The following is a 20,068-nucleotide window of genomic DNA, read 5'->3' as shown; positions in this document are numbered from 1 at the left end:
CTCCGTGTTTGATAGGTTAAGCGGTATTTGCTAGCGGCTATTTCTTGATCTTACCGAGTTCAATTAGCATCTGGTCGACCATGCGTGATGAGTGGTCAGCTGCTACGTCTAAAAATTGCTCAAATGATAGATGGTTGTCACCACTGCCGGGTATATCAGAAAGCGCACGAATGACCACAAATGGGCAGTTATAAAGATGGCATGTTTGTGCAATAGCAGCGCCTTCCATCTCTACGGCTAACATGGTTGGAAACTGTTTACGGGTGGTCGCGACACGTTCTGGGTCGGCCATAAAGGCATCACCCGTGGCGATGAGACCTTCGCGCACGTTAACTTCACCTAGTGTTGCAATGGCATTGCGGGCGATATCTCGAAGTTGCTTATCTGCCTGATAGGCGGCGGGCATTCCAGGCACTTGGCCAAGCTCATAGCCAAAGACCACAGCGTCAACATCATGGTGACGAACTTCATCCGAAATAATCACATCGCCAATATTAAGATCAAATGCAAAGCCGCCTGCGGAGCCAGTATTAATGATTGCATCAGGCTGGTGCCGCTCAAGTAGAATCGCGGTACCTACTGCCGCGTTGACCTTACCAATCCCGGACTGCAGTACAACAATCTCAAGGCCATGGCGTGTGCCTGTATAAAAAACGAAGCCAGCGTGCTCATAACGTTCAGCACCTTCTAACTGTTCAGCCAGTATATTCACTTCCTGCGCCATAGCGCCGATAATTCCGATACGTTGCACGCGTATTTACTCCTTAAGAAATCGTTATCTGCAGAGGCGTTAGTAGCCCTATCGATTTAAGCTTTTGTCGTGCCGTTCAGCGGCTTCAAGTGTGTTTTCAAGTAATGTAGCAACGGTCATTGGCCCAACGCCGCCAGGCACAGGCGTTATGAAGCTGGCGCGCTCTGCTGCTGCTTTAAAATCAACGTCGCCGGTAAGAGTGCCGTCTTCTTGGCGATTAATACCAACGTCAATTACGATAGCGCCGGGTTTAATCCACTCTCCTTTAACAATGCCCGGCTTGCCGACAGCCACAACGACCAAATCAGCACGGCGTACATGGGATTCTAGCTGTTGGGTAAAACGGTGGCATACCGTTGTGGTACAGCCTGCTAACATTAACTCCAAAGCCATTGGCCGACCGACAATATTAGAAGCGCCGACAACAGTGGCATCTAGGCCTCTCACGGCAATGCCGCTTTGGGACAGCATGGTCATAATGCCCTTAGGTGTGCAGGGTCTAAGTGAAGGCATGCGCTGTGCCAACCGACCAATGTTGTAAGGGTGGAAGCCGTCGACGTCTTTGTCTGGACGAATTCGCTCAAGAATAGGGCGAGAATCTAAGTGCGCTGGCAGCGGTAGTTGAACAAGAATACCGTCAACTGTTTCATCTTCGTTTAACTGATCGACCAGTGCTTCTAATTCATGCTGCTTCGTATCGGCTGGCAGTGCATGTTGAAAGGAGTGTATTCCTGCCTGCTCACAAGCGCGGTGTTTGTTACTCACATAGACATGTGAGGCTGGGTCCTCGCCGACCACAACAACAGCTAGTCCAGGTGCCCGAGCGCCAGCTTTCTGGCGTGCGCTGATTTTCTCGGCAACTTGCTGGCGGACATTAGCGGCGATGGCTTTACCATCGATAAGTTGGGCGGTCATGTAATAGAATCCCTGTTGAGGTTGGAGTCGAAGCTGAGTGACTGCTTTTCTAAAAAACGTGCTCAAGCGCAGGGCGGTCACGGACTTTAGAAGAAGGCTGATTTTCGCACGCTAGGGCGACAAGGCAAAGCTTCTAAAGAATCAATCACTTTAGGTGTTGACTTTAATCTCAGAAATAGTAATATATGCCTCGCTTGAGACGGACATGCAACAGCGTCAAAGGTAAGAAATCGGGATGTAGCGCAGTCTGGTAGCGCGCCTGCTTTGGGAGCAGGATGTCGGGGGTTCGAATCCCTCCATCCCGACCACATACCTAACGCGGAAGGTAGTAAATTGCTTTTCCAAACTTTGGTTGTGGTCAAGTGCTCATTAGTATTCGGTTCTATTGAATGCTTCATGTGCGCCCATAGCTCAACCGGATAGAGCAACGGCCTTCTAAGCCGTAGGTTGCGGGTTCAAGTCCTGCTGGGCGCGCCATCCACAATTTTTTGTGGACGCATTCGGTTAGGCATGTAATTCAGTACTTAATCAATGGTGGATGTAGCTCAGTGGTAGAGCCCCGGATTGTGGCTCCGGTGGTCGTGGGTTCGATCCCCATCATCCACCCCATTTGATTCCAGTACTATATTTACAAATCTTCAGTTCTTTTGTGGTGGATGTAGCTCAGTGGTAGAGCCCCGGATTGTGGCTCCGGTGGTCGTGGGTTCGATCCCCATCATCCACCCCATCAAGTTTTATTTTTCCCTGAATTATTCCCCTCCCTCCTTTTTTTTGATTCCTCTATTGTTTTTGCACCAGATGTTTTGCACCAGAACCAGGCTGACCAGTGTCTGGCTTTTTTTGTTTTTTAAATTCTCGTATTTTATAAGCCTCCTTCTGCACATCCTTCCTGATTGTTCATCATGCAAATCTTTACTAGGTAATAGGTAATAGGTGATAGGCGCTAGGCTTTGCCTGAGATTTATACCGCCAGTTCAAATACCCTACCTGATATTGCCACGAATTTTTCTTGTGCTTCTTGTCACGATATCGCTTCAATAACCGTGAAAACTCGCGCTTGAAGAGATGCCTGGAAAGGGTTTTAGTATGAAGTATTCCGGTATGTTAATGATCTTGACAACGCAGATAGTGAACTCATCTGTATTATCCGTGGTTTTAATGTTTATTACTAATATTTGACCTTAAAACAGTTTTTTAAGCTATGTTAATGCTTTTTAGTTAGTGATATTTTTCAGTAAGTTATTAGGCGATAATAGACATCTGAACACTGGTCGGTATTTTTATCTAGGGAGTGCAACGCAATGGCGCGTCAAACGGTGGTTTTAGGGGCAGGTATAGTCGGTGTCAGCATTGCATGGCAACTGCAGCAGCGTGGTCATCAAGTAACACTGATCGATCGTCACCAGCCGGGTCGAGAAACCTCTTTTGGCAATGCCGGCATTATTCAGCGGGAAGCTGTGCGTCCTTATGCGTTCCCGCGGGATATGAAAACCATTATGAGTGTGTTGCCAAACAAACGTGTTGATATTCGCTATCGGCCGGCTGGCATGATTAATGCTGCCTCGCCGTTGTTGAGTTACTGGCATAATTCCTCTAGCCGATTGTATAAAAAAATAGTGCCAGAGTATGCGTCATTGATAGAGCTCTGTTTAAAGACTCACGAACCTATGATTGAAGCAGCAAATGCTGATCATTTGGTTCGTAGGGAAGGTTGGCTGGAGATTTATCGCACCCCGAAAAAGCTTGCTCAAAGGGTGAAAGAAGCAGAAGAAGCACGCGACCATTACGGTGTTCAGTTCGCAGTTTTAGACCGAGAAGGATTGGCTGAAAAAGAGCCTGATCTAGGCAGCGATATTATAGGCGCTATTCACTGGCTCGACCCGTGGACGGTCGCTGACCCAGGTGCCTTGGTTGCTGCCTATGCTGATTCGTTTACTCAGTTAGGTGGGCGTGTTCTGCAAACCGATATAAAGGGTGTTCAGCAGCAAGGTAAGCGCTGGCAAGTTGATACTGCCGCAGAATGTTTGGAAGTGGACGAGGTGGTGGTTGCCCTTGGGCCTTGGGCGGGTAGTTGGCTGAAAGGCTTAGGCTATCATTTTCCGACCTTTGTTAAGCGTGGTTACCATATGCACTACACCACGCAACCTTCCGCAAAACTTCATTATTGGTTGATGGATGCTGAGATCGGTTATTTACTTGCCCCTATGAATGCAGGCGTGAGGTTAACCACAGGTGCTGAGCTTGATCGCCTTGAGTCGCCAGCAGATGAGAAGCAGTTAGCTGATGCAGAAAAAGTTGCCCGTTCAGTATTTCCTCTCGGGGAGCGGAGAGAAGCGTCTGCCTGGAAGGGAGCGCGACCCTGCTTGCCGGATATGAAGCCTGTGATTGGCCCGGCTCCTAAGCATTCTGGCCTGTGGTTAGCTTTCGGTCATGGTCACCAGGGGTTCACGCTGGGGCCTGCTACCGGGCAGTTACTAGCAGATATGATGGAAGGTAAGCCGACCGAGATTGATATGGCACCTTTTAGAGCTGACCGTTTTTAAGCTAATGAGCTACTTATTTCTAAGCGTTTAATAGGATGAGCGCTTGGTGATAAAGCATGGTGTTTGCTATCTTAAAGCTACATTCCACAATTGTGAGGTGAAAGATGGATGTTGCCGTAAGCAACGCAGTGAGCACCGCACTATATATGAACCAAGCGCAAACGGCTGAGCAAGCGCAAATGCAGCTGTTTAAGCAATCTCTTGATATGCAGTCACAGCAAGTGTCAGAAGTACTTGCTTCTGCCAACATGGGGGCTCAGCCAGACCTTGCTCAAGAGGGTAATGTTGGTACGCAAATCAATACGTATGCCTAGCTGGGCAAACATGGATGACCAAAGCGCCGACTAATTCGGCGCTTTTTTTAAAGGCAATCTGCAACGGCTTTTTTTAGTAGCTGTCGTAGTCCCCCTGTTTAAAATGCTAGTGCCTACCTTCTTGATCACCCCTTTGGTATCCATGGTATGCCGCAACGGCCTAGTTGCGTTAACATATATCCATGTGAACGCCGGTATGTACGGCACCAACCCAGTCTTAATGTTGCACCATTTTTAGAGAACTCCATGTCTGACGCCAAATTAGCGCGCGAAGCAGAACTACGCCGTACGTTTGCGATTATTTCGCACCCTGACGCCGGTAAAACCACCATCACCGAAAAAATGCTGTTGTTCGGGAATGCGATTCAGTTAGCAGGCTCTGTTAAGAGCAAGCGTAATGATCGTCACGCGACATCCGATTGGATGAAGATGGAGCAAGAGCGTGGTATCTCGGTCACAACGTCAGTGATGCAGTTCCCCTACGGCGGGCGTATCGTTAACTTGCTGGATACCCCGGGGCACGAAGACTTTTCTGAAGATACTTATCGTACGTTAACAGCGGTTGATTCCGCATTAATGGTGATTGATGGTGCGAAAGGTGTTGAGGACCGTACCATTAAGCTAATGGAAGTATGTCGCTTGCGCACAACGCCCATACTTACGTTCATTAATAAGATGGACCGCGATATTCGCGATCCCATTGAAGTGATGGATGAAGTAGAAACCGTGCTAAACATTCAGTGCGCGCCTATAACATGGCCCATTGGCATGGGGCGGCACTTTAAGGGCGTGTATCACCTCTACAACGATGTCATTCATCTTTATACGCAAGGGCAAGGCAGCCGTATTCCAGATGACAAGCGAATTGAGGGGTTAGATAGCCCTGAAGTCGATGCTGTGCTAGGCGAAGAGCAAGCTGAAGAACTGCGTATGGAAGTTGAATTGGTGCGCGGAGCCTCCCATCAGTTTGATCTTGATGCCTATCGTCGTGGTGATCTGTCGCCCGTGTATTTTGGTACTGCAATGGGTAATTTCGGCGTGCGGGAAATGATGGATGGATTTGTTGAATATGCGCCACCGCCCCAGCCGCGCGAAACAGATACTCGCGAAGTAACGGCTCACGATGATCGTTTTACTGGCTTCGTATTCAAAATCCAGGCGAATATGGATCCTAATCATCGTGACCGCATTGCCTTCTTGCGTGTGTGTTCTGGTAAGTACGAAAAGAATATGAAGATGCGTCACGTACGGATAGGCAAAGATGTGAAGATTGCCGATGCCCTAACGTTCATGGCATCAGACCGTTCTCAGGTGGAGGAAGCGTGGCCAGGTGATATTATTGGCTTGCATAACCACGGCACGATTCAGATAGGCGATACCTTTACAGTGGGTGAAGATATGCGCTTTACCGGCATTCCCCACTTTGCACCAGAGTTGTTCAAACGCGTTCGTTTAAAAGATCCACTAAAAATGAAAGCGTTACAAAAAGGGCTGCAACAGCTCTCTGAAGAGGGCGCTACCCAGGTCTTTATGCCGGTGGATAATAATGACTTGATCCTAGGAGCCGTTGGTACGCTTCAGTTTGATGTGGTGGCCCATCGATTGAAGGAAGAGTACAAAGTGGACTGCGTGTATGAAGGTGTTAATGTACAAACGGCGCGCTGGGTCTATTGCGAAGATACTAAGATGCTAGAGGAGTTTAAGCGTAAAGCCAGCGCCAACCTCGCCATCGATGGTGGTGGTTATCTGACCTACATTGCACCAACGCGGGTGAATCTGCAGATGACGCAAGAGCGCTGGCCGGATATTCGCTTTCAACCCACCCGAGAGCATTGATTTAGCTACTCTCTACGTTGATCTTTCTGCGTTGAATTTCTATGTTGATTGATGCTCACTGTCATTTGGATTTTGCGGCATTTGACGATGATCGCGATGCGGTTATTAAAAATGCCAGGGCGGTGGGTGTTGAACACTTTATTGTGCCTTCAACGACGCGTTCCAAGTGGCCATGTGTGCTGGCGCTAGGCGCGCGTAAAGATGTAAGTCTGTGTGTGGGTTTACACCCTTATTTTGTTGACGAGCACTCACATCAAGATTTAGCCGCACTGGAACAGCTATTAGCTGAGCAGAAAACTCAGGCGGGAACGCGCTTTGTGGCAGTAGGTGAGTGCGGTATCGATGGCCGTTTTACGGAAACACTAGATAAGCAGTGGGTCTATTTTGATGCGCAGCTTCGCCTTGCTAAACAGTTCGATCTACCTGTTGTAGTGCACTGCGTAACCGCCAATGATCAGGTGGGCAAACGGCTCCGCGAGTTGGCGCTTCCCAAGGGAGGCCTTATTCATGCGTTCTCAGGTTCTTATGAGCAGGCCGCTAAGTTTCTCGATTTGGGGTATACCCTGGGCTTAGGAGGCACGATTACCTACGAGCGGGCAAAGCGTCTGCGTGGCGTGGTTTCGCGCTTGCCCGACAATGGCTTTGTGCTAGAGACTGACAGCCCTGATATGCCGCTTAGCGGGTATCAGGGCCAGCGTAATGAACCGAGCAGGGTAGTAAGGGTGGCAAGCACAGTAGCAAAGCTGCGTTGTCAACCACTTGAACAGATAGCGTCACAGAGCAGTGCAAATGCTATTCGGTTATTTCAACTCCCGCTTTATAACTCTCACTAGGCTGTTAGGCTGCTGGCTAATTGTTCAGGATCCAGACGTTCAATGGTATAGGGGAGGTCGCAGAGTGTTATCGGGTGCCCCTGCCAATAGAGAGGAGTTAGCGCTTCAATGGCTTTAGTACTCGCGACGGCGAGTAGCTCAACTTGCTGGTCAGCGCTAAACGCACTACTAACCACTTCACACACGGTTTTGTCTTGTTCATCGACTATCGAGTCGCCGACGCTGGGTAAACTGTCAGAAGTGGTTGTTACCCGTACCAAGCGTTTTTTCACTTGGCCACGGAAATGCGCTCGTGCGACGACTTCTTGCCCCGTATAGCAACCTTTCTTAAAACTTATCCCCCCAAGGGCTTCCCAGTTCAACATCTGCGGTAGGAAATGTTCTTGCTGCTGGGCCGTTAACCACGCTAAACCACTGCGAATATCTTCTAATAGCCACGTGTTGAGCGCATCTCTATCGTCGTTTGGTTTTAGGGCGTGATGTTCCGCAGTGTTTTCTACACTGATTAGCCAGCGCCCTTGGCCAGGCAGGCGCAGAACTGTTGCTTGTGAATTGGTGTGATGGGTATAAGGTTGATCAGGGAGGGACAAACCAAACGCTTGAGCAGCCTCGTTGGCGCTTTCGCTGGCGCCTACAATGACCATTGATGGCTGAGCCTGCAATTCGACGCGATAAAAAGCGGCGAATTTAGCTAAATGGTTGACGAGCATATCGACCAGTGACGTACTCAGCAGTAGCCTATAATGTTCGTTGCTGATTTTCAGCAGTTGAGCATTGGCTAGCATTCTTCCCTTTGGGGTACAAAAGCAGGTAAGAGGCGCGAAAAAGCCATTGGCTAAACTAACCTGCGCGCTTGTTTGTCCTTGTAAGAATTTTTCAGCATCTGCACCTTTGACATCTAAGGCAGCGAGGTGAGGCAAACGAGCACAGCCGCTCATCTTGAGTAGCGAAGAGGTAGTCGCCATAGTGACTCCATAAGGCAAAATAGGGTAAACGTAACGTAATCGTATTTGTTTTAAAGGTGCGGGCACTGCTCGCAGATTGCAAGGGTTCTAATGCGTGCTAGACTTTTACGCCTGTATCAGTTCTGCATAGCTTTTTTTCAGCACACTTACTTCAACCTAGTGAAGGAAAGGGCAAGGAATGGCATATCAATCATTAACGTTTAACGGTGTCACAACGGCAGATCAAGTGAATAAGATAACCACGGCGCTGATGATACTGGATGGCGTCGATAGTGCTGAGGTAGGGCGCTATGGTGCTGAGGTAGAGGGGCGTGCTAAGCGTGAAACGCTTATAAAAGCTGTCGAAAAGTTAAACCTGGGCATAAAGGTATCCTGATGCACAAGCCAATAACCATTATTAGTGAACGTAATCATACATTTCGTCAGCGTATCGAAGTTAACGGCTTGGAAGATTTGTATGGAGATGTTCCACCGATAGTAGGAGGTGACGGCAGTGCGCCTGACCCGCATGATTATTTTGATATCGCACTAGGCACCTGCAAAGCGATTACTGTGCAAATGTATGCCAAACGCAAAGAATGGCCTCTCGAAGGCATCACCGTTAAAGTGCAGCGCGATGATAGTGAGGAAAGAAAAGGTGTCTATAAACTAGCTGTCACGCTTACCTTGCATGGCATTGATGACCCTGAGCAGCGTGCCAAGCTGGAAGATATAAGCCACCGCTGTCCGATACAGCGGTTGATGACCCAAGCGACGATAGAAATTTCTACGTTTACCGAGTAGTACACTATCCTCCTGAAGGAGTAATGATGAGCAAGGAATTCCGGCTGCAGTCAAAATTTAAGCCTGCTGGTGATCAGCCCGCCGCGATACGCAGCCTGATCAGTGGGCTTGAGTCGGGACTTGCCCATCAGACTTTATTAGGGGTGACTGGCTCGGGTAAGACGTTCACGATGGCAAACGTTGTGCAGCAGCAGCAGAGACCAACCATCGTGATGGCGCCGAATAAAACGCTAGCCGCTCAATTATACGGCGAGTTCAAGTCGTTTTTCCCCGATAACGCGGTAGAGTATTTTGTCTCTTATTATGATTATTATCAGCCGGAAGCCTATGTCCCTTCTTCAGACACGTTTATTGAGAAAGATGCTTCAATAAACGACCACATCGAGCAAATGCGTTTATCCGCTACGAAGGCACTGTTGGAACGGCGTGACGCGCTTATCGTTGTCTCGGTATCTGCGATCTATGGTCTTGGTGATCCCGACCAGTACCTTAAGATGCGGCTGCATTTCACTCGAGGTGAGTTAATCGACCAGCGTGCCTTTTTACGTCGGTTAGCTGAACTGCAGTACACACGCAACGATATGGATTTCCGTCGAGGCACCTATCGGGTGCGTGGCGATGTCATTGATATTTTCCCTGCAGATTCTGAGGAAGAAGCAGTGAGGGTGGAGTTATTCGACAACGAAGTTGATTCTATTCGCCTGTTTGACCCATTGACAGGCGAGGTGCGCACCCATGTGCCCCGCATGACCATCTACCCGAAATCGCACTATGTCACCCCGCGAGAGACCATTTTAGGCGCTATTGACGCGATCAAGGCAGAGCTTAAAGAGCGTCTTGAGTGGATGCGTAAACATGAGCGATTGGTTGAAGCGCAGCGTTTAGAGCAGCGCACCCTTTACGATATAGAAATGATGCTGGAGCTTGGCTACTGCAACGGCATTGAAAACTATTCACGCTATCTATCTGGACGCGCTCCTGGCGAGCCGCCCCCAACGTTCTTCGACTATCTGCCCGACGATGCGCTGCTGTTCATAGATGAGTCCCATGTAAGCGTGCCCCAGGTCGGCGGTATGTATAAAGGAGACCGTTCTAGGAAAGAGACCCTGGTTGAATATGGTTTCCGGCTACCATCGGCGCTCGATAACCGTCCAATGAAATTTGAAGAGTGGGAATCTATTTCCCCACAAACTATCTTTGTTTCGGCAACACCAGGCAAATATGAAGCTGAGCATGCCAGTCAAGTTGTCGAGCAAGTGGTGCGTCCAACGGGGTTGTTAGACCCAGAAATTGAAGTTCGCCCTGCCAGTACGCAGGTCGATGATTTGCTCTCGGAAATTGGCTTACGCACCGCTGTAGGCGAGCGTGTTCTTGTGACGACGCTAACCAAACGTATGGCAGAGGATCTTACCGATTACTTTGATGAGCACGGTATTCGGGTACGCTATTTACATTCGGATATTGATACCGTTGAGCGCGTAGAAATCATCCGCGACCTGCGTCTTGGTAAGTTCGATGTTTTGGTAGGCATCAATCTACTCCGAGAAGGCTTAGATATTCCCGAAGTGTCGCTTGTTGCCATCTTGGATGCGGATAAAGAAGGTTTCTTACGTGCTGAACGCTCGTTGATTCAAACCATTGGCCGTGCCGCCCGTAACGCCCATGGCAAAGCTATCTTATACGGCGACAGAATCACCGATTCAATGCGCAAAGCAATCGATGAAACCGAGCGTCGGCGAGCAAAGCAAACTGTCCACAACCAAGAGCATGGTATTACGCCAACCACTGTGACGCGCTCTGTGGCGGATATTCTTGAAGCCGCTCAGACACCGGGTAAAAAGAGCAGTCGTCGGCGTGGCAATGAGCGGAAAGTGGCGGAAAGTGCTGCTGAGTATGATGTGGCCACAATGAGTAAACATGACCTGTTGGGGGCTATCAGTAAGCTAGAAGACGCTATGTTTGAAGCTGCACAGAACCTGGAGTTTGAAGAAGCGGCGAGACTTCGTGATCAACTTCATCAAATGCAAGAAAAACAGCTGGCGCTAGGATAAACGATGCCTGAAGGCCCCGAGATCCGCCGTGCAGCGGATAGAATAGAGAAGCAGATAGGTGGCAAGCATCTTGATGATGCTTGGTTCGCATTTCCCGAACTCGCCAAGCAGGCGGGCTCCCTGATTGGACAGCGGGTTCAGGCAGTGGACACATGGGGAAAAGCCATGCTGATCCGTTTTGCAGACCTACGAGTGTTGTATTCCCATAATCAGCTCTATGGCGTTTGGAAGTTGCATAGCGAAAATAAGCCGCCAAACACAAAAAGGTCATTACGTGTCCGGCTGGTCGCTGAGGGTAAGGCAGCCAGCCTTTACAGTGCATCAGATATTTCGCTGTGGCATGAGAACGAGCTGCCACATCATCCTTTCTTGTCTCGCCTTGGGCCAGATTTGCTAAGCCAAAAGGTAGCTCCTAATGATGTCAGGCAACGTCTAACTGATCCTGTGTTTATGCGCAGAAGCCTTGGTGCGCTGTTACTTGATCAACGGCTAGTCGCTGGCTTGGGGAACTACTTGCGCTCAGAAATTCTGTTTTTATCTAACGTGCACCCCAAGAAGCGTCCTTTTGACTTAACGACGAATCAATTAGATGTGCTTAGCACTATGATCGTGGAAACGACGCGTCAGGCGTATTTACAAGCTGGCGTCACCAATCGCGAGGCCTGGATTAAACAAGCGGTTGCTTCCGGTGAGCCGCGAAGGCAATGGCGTTTTAGTGTGTTCGAACGTGCTGGGCTTTCCTGTCACCGCTGTGGTTCGGTTATAGAGCGGATGATGGTTGGATCTCGTCGCTTGTATTTGTGTCCAACGTGCCAACCAATTGGCTAATAAACTTATACCGTTATCTTTTATAAACTACAAAAATACGCAAGACTGAAGACGTACTGAGCGTAAACAGGTTGGTGCTGGTTGTGGCTGCCGTATAAAGGCCAATAAGGTATACTAACTACACATCTAGACGGCCGTTATAGAAGCCGCAGCTAAGACGATAACAGAGGAGTTGTTAGTCCATGACCGTGATTCGCCAGGACGACGTCATTCAGAGCGTTGCCGATGCTCTGCAGTACATCTCTTACTACCATCCGAAAGATTTTATTGATGCAATGGCGGATGCTTATGAGCGGGAAGAAAACCCTGCTGCAAAGGATGCGATTGCACAAATCTTAATTAATTCAAGAATGTGTGCCACTGGCCATCGTCCAATTTGTCAAGATACGGGCATCGTGACGGTATTTGTTCATGTGGGTATGAACGTCACATGGGAGGCCGAGCTGAGCCTCGATGACATGATTAATGAAGGCGTTCGCCGCGCCTATCAATTGCCGGATAACGTGCTTCGTGCATCCGTTCTCGCTGATCCCGACGGTAAGCGAGCAAATACCAAAGACAACACGCCGGCAATTATTCACCACTCGATTGTACCTGGCGATAAGGTCGATATTCACGTAGCCGCCAAAGGCGGTGGCAGTGAGGCAAAGTCTAAGTTTGCGATGCTAAATCCTTCCGATAGTGTCGTTGACTGGGTGATGGAACAGTTGCCTAAAATGGGTGCAGGCTGGTGTCCGCCAGGTATGCTCGGTATCGGTATCGGTGGTACCGCTGAAAAGGCGATGATCATTGCCAAAGAAGCGCTATTGGACCCTGTTGATATTCAAGATTTACAAGCGCGAGGTCCTAGCAACCGCGCCGAAGAGCTACGTCTGGAGCTGTTCGATAAAGTGAATAAGAGCGGTATCGGTGCGCAGGGTTTAGGTGGCTTAACCACGGTGCTGGATATTAAGGTTAAAGACTACCCAACCCATGCGGCGAATAAGCCTGTGGCTATTATCCCCAACTGCGCAGCCACACGTCACGCACATTTCACACTTGATGGCAGCGGCCCAGTGGCACTTGCTGCGCCTAAACTTGAAGACTGGCCAGAAATTACTCGGGAAGCGGGAGACAACGTTAAACGCGTTAATCTCGATACCGTTACTCCTGAGGAAGTAAAAACCTGGCAACCAGGCGATACGTTACTGCTGAACGGCAAGTTATTAACCGGTCGTGATGCGGCACATAAACGTATGGTGGATATGATTGCCAAGGGCGAGCCATTGCCCGTTGATATGAAAGGCCGCTTTATTTACTACGTTGGTCCTGTTGATCCGGTAGGTGACGAAGTTGTTGGGCCTGCTGGTCCAACCACCGCTACCCGGATGGATAAATTCACCCGCACCATGCTTGAAGAAACTGGCTTGCTTGGCATGGTTGGTAAGGCCGAGCGTGGCCAGAGCGCCATTGATGCCATTCGAGATAATGAAGCGGTTTATTTAATGGCTGTTGGCGGTTCTGCCTACCTTGTTGCCCAGGCAATTAAGAAATCCCGTGTTGTTGGTTTTGAAGATTTGGGTATGGAGGCAATTTACGAATTTGAAGTTGAAGATATGCCGGTCACGGTAGCTGTTGATAGCCTGGGAACCTCTGTCCATCAAACAGGCCCTGCCAAATGGAAGGAGATCATTGCGCAAAAGGCGTAGCAAACTGATGGCAGTAAAACTGCAATTAGTGTCAAATAAGCCCCGTCTTTTGCGGGGCTTTTGTGCATTATCAGTTAAATAATTCGATAAACAGCTCATTTCATAGCGAGGAAAAGGCAATGGCATCATGGTTGCTAGGGACCGGCATTATGCTGATACACCTATTGGGTATCGTATCTGCGGTCATGGCGCTTATGTCGAGCAGAACGTCACAGGGCGCAATTGCTTGGATTATTTCACTGTTAACGTTTCCTTATGTAGCGCTACCTGCGTATTGGTTTTTTGGCCGTCCGCGATTCTATGGTTATGTGACGGCAAGGGGAGCACGAGATAATGTGTTACGACGCGTGCTCGTGCGCTATCGCCATAACATTAAACCGCACCTTTCTTTGCCGGCGAGCACTGATATTCAAGCAGTTGAGCAGTTAGCCATGATGCCGTTGACGAAAGGCAATAGTGCTGACTTGTTGATTGATGGTGAAGCTACTTTCAAAAGCTTATTTGACGGTATTGATCAAGCTAAAGATTATTTGCTTCTGCAGTTCTTTATTGTTCGTAACGACGCCTTAGGCAAACGATTGCAGCACCATTTAATTAAAGCTGCACAGCGAGGGGTGCGCGTTTATTTTCTTTACGATGAAGTAGGTAGCCGGAAGCTAAACGACGGGTTTTTAAATGAGATGATGAACGAGGGCATAGAAGTAAAAGCGTTTCGTTCTTCTCGTGGTTTCATTCATCGCTTCCAGCTCAATTTCCGCAATCATCGCAAAATAGCAGTAGTGGACGGTAAGCAGGGTTGGGTAGGTGGTTTTAACGTTGGCGTTGAATACCTTGGACAACATCCACGTCATGGCCCTTGGCGTGATACCCATTTAGCACTTAGTGGGCCGTGTGTGTTGGGTTTACAGGAAGCTTTTTGGGAAGATTGGCACTGGGCAACAGGGGAAGTGATCACACTCAATTGGCATGCGGAAAGTCATCCACAAGATAATCATCACGTGGTTATTGTGCCATCCGGCCCTGCTGATAAGCAGGATACGGCTAGCCTTTTAATTCAACAGCTAATTCACAGTGCTAATGAAAGGCTTTGGGTAACCAGCCCCTATTTTGTACCAGACCAAGGTGTGCAGGATGCACTTAGACTGGCAGCAATGCGCGGAGTAGATGTTCGCGTTATGATTCCAGAGCGACCTGATCATCTGCTTGTGTTTCTATCTGCATTTTCATTTCTACCTGACATGTTGAGAGCGGGTGTAAAAATATACCGTTATCTACCAGGCTTCTTACATCAAAAAGTCATTCTGATTGACAACAACGCAGCAACAGTTGGCACCATAAACTTGGATAACAGATCATTCAGGCTTAACTTCGAAATAACCGCTTTTATTCCCAGTTCGACGTTTGCCAGTAAAGTGCATGCCATGCTGGAGCAGGATTTTGCTCAGTGTCGCCGTGTTACTATCGACGAAATTAGTCAGCGCCCAATGTGGAAAAAAGTGATCTCTCGTGCGGCATATTTAACCGCACCTATTCAGTAACAAATAATAATCCTGCACGCCGCTTACAACGATTAGGCACAAGGAGTTTTGGGTGAATTTAGAAACAAAATGGCTCGAAGATTTTGTTGCGTTAGCCAATACACGAAGTTTTTCGGCATCCGCCAAACAACGCCACGTTACTCAGCCTGCTTTCAGTCGTCGTATTCGTGCACTGGAACAAGCGGTGGGGGTTACATTAGTCGATCGTTCTACAACACCAATTGGCCTTTCCTCTGAGGGCCAATTATTTTTGATTACCGCTCGCAATCTAGTAGAACAGTTGAATGAGTCCTTAAGCCATCTTCGAGGCGTATCCATTGCTAACGAAGCCCTAGATATCGTAGCGGCTCATTCATTGGCATTAAGTTTTTTCCCGCCCTGGATTTCTCGTTTGCAAAAAGGGTTGGGGGAACTGCCCACACGTTTGGTGGCTATGAACGTCGGAGAGGCTATTCATGTTCTTCGTGAGGGTAATTGTGATTTGATGCTGGCATATTACGATCCTTTTGCCACCATGCAGTTAGATGCAGAAGTCTTTCCTTCTTTCTCTATTGGCCAGGTGAAAATGTTGCCGGTTTCACTGCCCGATGAACATGGCAAGCCGCTTTTCTCAATTCAGAATGATAGTTCAATTCCTTATTTAGCTTATACGCAGGGTGCTTTTCTGGGGCGAAGTGTAAGAATGCTGCTCAAAAACGATCCATTGCGGCTGAAACTGCGTACGGTTTATGAAACAGCCATGGCAGAAGGATTAAAAGGTATGGTCCTTCAAGGTGTAGGTATCGCCTGGATTCCTGATTTTTGTATTCGTGAAGAGCTTAAAACAGGCAAGTTGGTAAGAGCTGGCGATGAAGGCTGGGATATTCCTCTAGAAATTAGGCTTTATCGCTGTTCGTTGGTTCATAAACCTGGCGTTGAGCGTCTTTGGCGTCAAATGATGAAGCTACCCCGAGATTTCCTACAGGCATAGCCTACAGGGTGATTAATAAAAGATTTTAGATTTTAAAATGTACCTAAATCTGCCGGTAAACCGAGAAAGTTTTGAATAATAAAAAAGTGATCTTCAAATAAACTATCAGGCTCTAGATCAGCAAGAGCAACCCAACGAGCGTGGTCGCCGCCTTTGACATGCTTTAAACGAGGCAACTGTTGATCAGGCCTGAGCGCAAAATAAAAAGCTTCTGCTAATGTACGTCCTCTCCAGCTGCGATGAGGTTCATCGAACAATCGTTGTCCGCGTAGCGAGCCTTTTAAAACGGGTTCAGGGACTTTAAGCCTCAACCGCTCGCGAAGCTCTCTTAAACAGGCGTCCAATAAGCGTTCATGAGGATTTATAAAACCACCAGGTAATGCAAAAAGTCCTTTACCCGGCGCGGACGTTCGCTTTACTAGCAAAATATGACCCGATTGCACAACAACCGCATTAACGGTTACGAAAATGGGTGGGTAGGGGGCTTGTGCCCAAGCTTGCTTATATTGATCCAGTAGTTGCTGCTCTTCTAGCAAGCGGTGGTAGGCAGTACCTTTGCAAAACTTATCAACGCTTTTGACGACTTCGGGGGGCAAGTCATGATAAGCACCGGTGCTTAAATAGTCATCGGTAGAGCCTGGGGAGCGAAACAGCCGCTCACGTATTTGACTTGCTGAAATACCCTCAACAAGTGGAACGCTAACGGACTCCCATTGAGGGAAAAGCGATAGATAATAGCTTGATTGCCCCCTGCTTGCGCCAATTAAACCAATACGGGGTAGACGAGCGTTGGCAGGCGAAGCCAAATCGCGCACTTTACGTTGAACGTCACGTACCCACACATCATCGTTGTAAAGTGCGTCAAGCAGAGGCGTGATTTCCAGTCGTTCGTTGTCTTGATCATCAAATCCAGAACGAATCATTGCTTGACGCTCATCGAAATTCCAGGGGTTACGCAAAGAACGTGCCTGCCAAGCAGACCCCACTAATATGATGACTTGGCGAGCTTGTTTTAACGCTTCACTGATAATGGCAAGGTGGCCAAGATGAGGGGGCTGGAAACGACCAATAAACACCAAGCAATCAAAGTCGTAGGCCGTAGCAGACTTAACAGCATCCGAATTCATAACGCTTCCTTGGTCGTAGGAGAGAAAGGGGAGCCATTATGGAGGTGGCAATCGAACCGTGCAATGTGTCTCCGCCTGCGCTCAACGCTTTAGTTCGGTATAATTACAAGCGGTATCTTGCGTTAGAGCTTGATAGGGACATTCTATTGTTAAGGGATTAAATATGCTGAAAAAGACAATTATTTTTTGGTGGAACGTCGTTCAAGATGCAACCGCGTTATGGTTGGAGCGAAATGCCTTCAGCTATGCAGGATCCCTTGCGTTCTACACCCTGTTCTCTCTGGCTCCCACCATTATTATAGCGGTAACGGTTATCGGTGTCGTACTGGGTGAAGATGCTGCTCAAGGCCAGATTGTTGCTCAGCTTCAAGATGCTTTAGGTGTAGAAGCAGCCCTTGCCATTGAGCAGGCCGTTGCTCAGTCACGTATCGAAGAATCCGGTATTTTACCGACACTACTTGGCTTTGTGGCCTTGTTAGTGGGTGCCACGACGGTCTTTGCTCAAATGCAATTTTCGCTTAACACCATTTGGGGCGTTGCTGCTAAACCCACCTCCAATAGCGCATTTATTTTCTTAAAAAATCGGCTACTTTCCTTAACGGTCGTTTTGTCCATTGGCTTCATTCTACTGGTATCGTTGGTGCTCGGTGTTATCTTGCGGGGCATGCTCCAAGGAGCCGGTAATTTATTACCTTATGCTAGCTTGTTAACCACGTCGCTTGAGTCGTTAATTTCGCTAGCAATGGTGGCGTTGTTATTCGCGACCATTTTCAAAGTATTGCCAGATGTTGTCCTCGGTTGGCAAGATGTGCTGATTGGCGCGGTAGTCACCGCTGTGCTTTTTACGATTGGTCGCAACGTAATCGCTATTTATTTAGCCTACACCGCCACGGCGTCAACGTATGGCGCAGCGGGTTCTGTTGTCATGATTTTGCTATGGGTGTATTACAGTTCATTAATTTTACTATTTGGTGCTGCTTTTACTCGGTCCTTGCTACTCCGCCGTGGACGGCCCTTGATACCACGTAACAGTGCTGTACTGGTGGAGCGATCGTTTGTTTAGCATGGCCAGGGTAATTAATAGAGCCGGTTTGAAAAGAGCGGAAATTAAAAGAACCCAGTTTGTACATTTTTCTGACAGAGTTCAAAAGCACTAAGAGGGCAATATATGACTACTTGTTGTGTGCGTGCCTATGTGACAGGGAAAGTGCAGGGGGTTTGGTTTCGGCGCTCAACACAGGAACAAGCGCTGCAAATAGGCCTGACGGGTTATGCCAAAAACCTAGCCGATGGACGTGTTGAGGTATTGCTATGCGGTAGTTCAACTGCCGTGTCTTTGCTAACCGAATGGTTATGGCAGGGGCCAAAAGGGGCGCAGGTAACCCATGTCACCATTGAAGTGCTGCAGGGCCACCGCGCTCCCGATCATTTCGCCACCTATTAATCGGCGTTTAATCAAGTCACCTCACGTTGCCATTGCTTAATATTCTCAGCCGTTAGCATCACAATGTTCTGGCGAGCTTCTGGAGCGATCCAGGCATTGTGGGGGGTAACAATTAGATTGAGCGCTTCGCCCTCTGCTAACGCTGTTAATAGAGGATGTCCTTCTTTCGGCGGCTCGTTGGGTAGCACATCAACCGCTAGCCCTCCAAGCTTGCCATTGCGAAGCGCTTCGAGCGCAGCTTCCTCATCAACGATTCCGCCACGCGCACAGTTGACTAGTAGCAGAGATGGTTTCGCATTTGCCAATCGGGTGCGATTGATAAGGTGCTGGGTTGTTTCGTTAAGCGGGCAATGCAGGCTAATAACATCTGCTCTCGGTATTAGCTCGTCAAGAGTAGGCCGTTTGTCGTCTGTTTCGTTTCCTGGCCGAGCGGCAAAGGTAACCTTCATTCCAAACGCTTCGGCTAAACGCGCCACTTCTGAGCCAAGCTCGCCTTGCCCCACCATCACCAAATGCTTGCCAGCAAGTTGCAGCGTCGGGTGGCCTTGTAAACAAAAGAAATCGCTGTGCTGCCATTCGCCACGAGCGATGTCAGCCTGATAACGTGGCAATCGATTAGCTAATGCCAGTATAAGCATGAATGTGTGCTGAGAAACGCTAGCGGTTCCGTAGGCGGTTACGTTCTTGACACGAATATTTTGGGATTTAGCAGCATTAAGGTCGATGTTGTTAAGCCCAGTCGCCAGCACACATATAAGTTTGAGCTTAGGCAGTGCTGCCAAGGTTACAGCATCCAGCACGACTTTGTTGACGATCGCTATATCCGCCTCTACCAGGCGCTCACCTGCCTGCTCGGAAGTGCTTTGCTGATACACATCTAAGTGACTCACAAGGTGCCGAATTGCTGATAGATCGATATCCGCACCTAGGCTCTCGGCATCCAGCATTACCGCGTTGGGCATCTTTCTTTTCTCCATTATCTACCGAAAGGCGCTTGGCCTTGCTCAGCAGGGGGCACAAAAGGGTATAATGTGTCGCTCTATCAACCGCAGTCTTGGAATTTATCCCGGCAGACCACATAGTCTTAGCTTGGCAACCGTCAAATTTGCCACTGGTCTACATAAAGAACTTAGCTTGTCGGAGTTGAGCTTTTCAGGAGTTATCAACATGCCCATCTATGAGTACGAGTGCAAGGCCTGCGGTCATCGCATGGAAAAATTGCAGAAAATCAGCGCAGATCCGCTGAAAGATTGCCCCGCGTGCCAGCGAGCTAGTCTTGAACGCTTGGTTTCAGCGTCTGGTTTCCGTCTTGCGGGCGGCGGTTGGTATGAAACCGACTTTAAAACAGGAAGTAAGAAAAACTTGGCGGCAGAAGGCCAATCGACTTCCAGCACTGGTACCACAAGCGATACCAGTAGCGCATCAACGAACAAGGGCGCCGCGGCTTAGCCGCGGTTGTCAGGACCAGAACGGTCCACGACA

General features: G+C 48.7%; 19 protein-coding genes and 4 tRNA genes. 18 read left to right on the top strand and 5 right to left on the bottom strand.

Going from position 1 to position 20,068, the window contains the following annotated elements; genetic code table 11:
• Positions 1–37: 37 nt before the first annotated feature.
• Positions 38–751, bottom strand: a complete 714-nt coding sequence (gene mtnN, locus ELY33_RS15390; protein WP_126948786.1) for a 5'-methylthioadenosine/S-adenosylhomocysteine nucleosidase — start codon at positions 749–751, stop codon at positions 38–40.
• A 48-nt stretch (positions 752–799) separates the two neighbouring features.
• Entirely contained in the window at positions 800–1,666 is an 867-nt protein-coding gene (gene folD, locus ELY33_RS15385) for a bifunctional methylenetetrahydrofolate dehydrogenase/methenyltetrahydrofolate cyclohydrolase FolD (RefSeq protein ID WP_126948785.1), read from the bottom strand.
• Positions 1,667–1,897: 231 nt separating this feature from the next.
• Between folD and ELY33_RS15380 the strand changes: the two genes are divergently transcribed.
• The 8 genes from ELY33_RS15380 (at position 1,898) to ELY33_RS15345 (ending at position 7,192) form a co-directional block, all read left to right on the top strand.
• Positions 1,898–1,974 (top strand) — tRNA-Pro (locus ELY33_RS15380).
• 92 nt (positions 1,975–2,066) lie between these two features.
• Positions 2,067–2,143: transfer RNA gene (locus ELY33_RS15375), tRNA-Arg, on the top strand.
• Between the two features lie 57 nt (positions 2,144–2,200).
• Positions 2,201–2,275 (top strand) — tRNA-His (locus ELY33_RS15370).
• A 43-nt stretch (positions 2,276–2,318) separates the two neighbouring features.
• Positions 2,319–2,393: transfer RNA gene (locus tag ELY33_RS15365), tRNA-His, on the top strand.
• A 574-nt stretch (positions 2,394–2,967) separates the two neighbouring features.
• Positions 2,968–4,209 (top strand): NAD(P)/FAD-dependent oxidoreductase, encoded by a 1,242-nt coding sequence (locus tag ELY33_RS15360; RefSeq protein ID WP_126948784.1) that lies wholly within the window; start codon positions 2,968–2,970, stop codon positions 4,207–4,209.
• 104 nt (positions 4,210–4,313) lie between these two features.
• Complete coding sequence (locus tag ELY33_RS15355) at positions 4,314–4,523, top strand: putative motility protein (RefSeq protein WP_126948783.1); 210 nt, start codon at positions 4,314–4,316, stop codon at positions 4,521–4,523.
• 246 nt (positions 4,524–4,769) lie between these two features.
• Entirely contained in the window at positions 4,770–6,359 is a 1,590-nt protein-coding gene (locus tag ELY33_RS15350) for a peptide chain release factor 3 (protein WP_126948782.1), read from the top strand.
• Between the two features lie 41 nt (positions 6,360–6,400).
• A complete protein-coding gene (locus ELY33_RS15345) occupies positions 6,401–7,192 on the top strand; it encodes a TatD family hydrolase (protein ID WP_126948781.1) in 792 nt (263 codons plus the stop codon).
• Here ELY33_RS15345 and ygfZ read toward each other — a convergent pair.
• Positions 7,189–8,157 (bottom strand): CAF17-like 4Fe-4S cluster assembly/insertion protein YgfZ, encoded by a 969-nt coding sequence (ygfZ, locus tag ELY33_RS15340; protein ID WP_126948780.1) that lies wholly within the window; start codon positions 8,155–8,157, stop codon positions 7,189–7,191. The two genes, ELY33_RS15345 and ygfZ, sit on opposite strands and share 4 nt — an antisense overlap.
• 178 nt (positions 8,158–8,335) lie before the next feature.
• Between ygfZ and ELY33_RS15335 the strand changes: the two genes are divergently transcribed.
• The 7 genes from ELY33_RS15335 (at position 8,336) to ELY33_RS15305 (ending at position 16,015) form a co-directional block, all read left to right on the top strand.
• The gene (locus ELY33_RS15335) at positions 8,336–8,533 is read left to right on the top strand and encodes a hypothetical protein (protein ID WP_126948779.1); all 198 of its coding nucleotides are present in this window, start codon (positions 8,336–8,338) and stop codon (positions 8,531–8,533) included.
• On the top strand, positions 8,533–8,940 hold the full coding sequence (locus ELY33_RS15330; RefSeq protein ID WP_126948778.1) for an OsmC family protein: 408 nt from the start codon (positions 8,533–8,535) through the stop codon (positions 8,938–8,940). The genes ELY33_RS15335 and ELY33_RS15330 overlap by 1 nt, the downstream gene beginning before the upstream one ends.
• A gap of 26 nt (positions 8,941–8,966) precedes the next feature.
• A complete protein-coding gene (uvrB, locus tag ELY33_RS15325; protein ID WP_126948777.1) occupies positions 8,967–10,991 on the top strand; it encodes an excinuclease ABC subunit UvrB in 2,025 nt (674 codons plus the stop codon).
• 3 nt (positions 10,992–10,994) lie between these two features.
• Complete coding sequence (gene nei / locus ELY33_RS15320) at positions 10,995–11,819, top strand: endonuclease VIII (RefSeq protein ID WP_126948776.1); 825 nt, start codon at positions 10,995–10,997, stop codon at positions 11,817–11,819.
• Between the two features lie 182 nt (positions 11,820–12,001).
• Positions 12,002–13,507: a fumarate hydratase gene (locus ELY33_RS15315; RefSeq protein ID WP_126948775.1), complete on the top strand. Its 1,506-nt coding sequence runs from the start codon at positions 12,002–12,004 to the stop codon at positions 13,505–13,507.
• Between the two features lie 119 nt (positions 13,508–13,626).
• A complete protein-coding gene (gene cls, locus ELY33_RS15310; protein WP_126948897.1) occupies positions 13,627–15,045 on the top strand; it encodes a cardiolipin synthase in 1,419 nt (472 codons plus the stop codon).
• A gap of 52 nt (positions 15,046–15,097) precedes the next feature.
• Positions 15,098–16,015 (top strand): LysR substrate-binding domain-containing protein, encoded by a 918-nt coding sequence (locus ELY33_RS15305; RefSeq protein ID WP_126948774.1) that lies wholly within the window; start codon positions 15,098–15,100, stop codon positions 16,013–16,015.
• A gap of 32 nt (positions 16,016–16,047) precedes the next feature.
• Here the strand turns inward: ELY33_RS15305 and ELY33_RS15300 are convergent, their stop codons facing one another.
• Positions 16,048–17,142 carry a bifunctional nicotinamide-nucleotide adenylyltransferase/Nudix hydroxylase gene (locus ELY33_RS15300; RefSeq protein WP_126948773.1) on the bottom strand — a complete coding sequence of 365 codons (1,095 nt, stop codon included), beginning with the start codon at positions 17,140–17,142 and terminating at the stop codon, positions 16,048–16,050.
• Positions 17,143–17,305: 163 nt separating this feature from the next.
• Between ELY33_RS15300 and ELY33_RS15295 the strand changes: the two genes are divergently transcribed.
• Entirely contained in the window at positions 17,306–18,205 is a 900-nt protein-coding gene (locus ELY33_RS15295; protein WP_126948772.1) for a YihY/virulence factor BrkB family protein, read from the top strand.
• Positions 18,206–18,310: 105 nt separating this feature from the next.
• Positions 18,311–18,586: an acylphosphatase gene (locus ELY33_RS15290; protein WP_126948771.1), complete on the top strand. Its 276-nt coding sequence runs from the start codon at positions 18,311–18,313 to the stop codon at positions 18,584–18,586.
• Positions 18,587–18,597: 11 nt separating this feature from the next.
• Here ELY33_RS15290 and ELY33_RS15285 read toward each other — a convergent pair whose 3' ends face one another.
• A complete protein-coding gene (locus tag ELY33_RS15285) occupies positions 18,598–19,548 on the bottom strand; it encodes a D-2-hydroxyacid dehydrogenase (protein WP_126948770.1) in 951 nt (316 codons plus the stop codon).
• 205 nt (positions 19,549–19,753) lie between these two features.
• Here ELY33_RS15285 and ELY33_RS15280 point away from each other — a divergent pair, with 205 nt between their 5' ends.
• The gene (locus ELY33_RS15280; RefSeq protein WP_126948769.1) at positions 19,754–20,035 is read left to right on the top strand and encodes an FmdB family zinc ribbon protein; all 282 of its coding nucleotides are present in this window, start codon (positions 19,754–19,756) and stop codon (positions 20,033–20,035) included.
• Positions 20,036–20,068: the final 33 nt, after the last annotated feature.

This window comes from Vreelandella andesensis (genome assembly GCF_003989795.1).
In the GTDB taxonomy this organism is placed as follows: Bacteria; Pseudomonadota; Gammaproteobacteria; order Pseudomonadales; family Halomonadaceae; genus Vreelandella; species Vreelandella andesensis.
Note: the sequence above shows the minus strand (reverse complement) of the source record. Positions and strands in the feature narration are given on the sequence as shown.

Coding starts and splice junctions, on each gene's coding strand:
- ELY33_RS15335 (WP_126948779.1), top strand. CDS start 8,336: ATGGCATATCAATCATTAACGTTTAACGGTGTCACAACGGCAGATCAA.
- nei (WP_126948776.1), top strand. CDS start 10,995: ATGCCTGAAGGCCCCGAGATCCGCCGTGCAGCGGATAGAATAGAGAAG.
- ELY33_RS15360 (WP_126948784.1), top strand. CDS start 2,968: ATGGCGCGTCAAACGGTGGTTTTAGGGGCAGGTATAGTCGGTGTCAGC.
- cls (WP_126948897.1), top strand. CDS start 13,627: ATGGCATCATGGTTGCTAGGGACCGGCATTATGCTGATACACCTATTG.
- folD (WP_126948785.1), bottom strand. CDS start 1,666: ATGACCGCCCAACTTATCGATGGTAAAGCCATCGCCGCTAATGTCCGC.
- ELY33_RS15355 (WP_126948783.1), top strand. CDS start 4,314: ATGGATGTTGCCGTAAGCAACGCAGTGAGCACCGCACTATATATGAAC.
- ELY33_RS15330 (WP_126948778.1), top strand. CDS start 8,533: ATGCACAAGCCAATAACCATTATTAGTGAACGTAATCATACATTTCGT.
- ELY33_RS15285 (WP_126948770.1), bottom strand. CDS start 19,548: ATGCCCAACGCGGTAATGCTGGATGCCGAGAGCCTAGGTGCGGATATC.
- ELY33_RS15315 (WP_126948775.1), top strand. CDS start 12,002: ATGACCGTGATTCGCCAGGACGACGTCATTCAGAGCGTTGCCGATGCT.
- ELY33_RS15290 (WP_126948771.1), top strand. CDS start 18,311: ATGACTACTTGTTGTGTGCGTGCCTATGTGACAGGGAAAGTGCAGGGG.
- uvrB (WP_126948777.1), top strand. CDS start 8,967: ATGAGCAAGGAATTCCGGCTGCAGTCAAAATTTAAGCCTGCTGGTGAT.
- ELY33_RS15345 (WP_126948781.1), top strand. CDS start 6,401: ATGTTGATTGATGCTCACTGTCATTTGGATTTTGCGGCATTTGACGAT.
- ELY33_RS15280 (WP_126948769.1), top strand. CDS start 19,754: ATGCCCATCTATGAGTACGAGTGCAAGGCCTGCGGTCATCGCATGGAA.
- ELY33_RS15350 (WP_126948782.1), top strand. CDS start 4,770: ATGTCTGACGCCAAATTAGCGCGCGAAGCAGAACTACGCCGTACGTTT.
- ygfZ (WP_126948780.1), bottom strand. CDS start 8,157: ATGGCGACTACCTCTTCGCTACTCAAGATGAGCGGCTGTGCTCGTTTG.
- ELY33_RS15295 (WP_126948772.1), top strand. CDS start 17,306: ATGCTGAAAAAGACAATTATTTTTTGGTGGAACGTCGTTCAAGATGCA.
- ELY33_RS15300 (WP_126948773.1), bottom strand. CDS start 17,142: ATGAATTCGGATGCTGTTAAGTCTGCTACGGCCTACGACTTTGATTGC.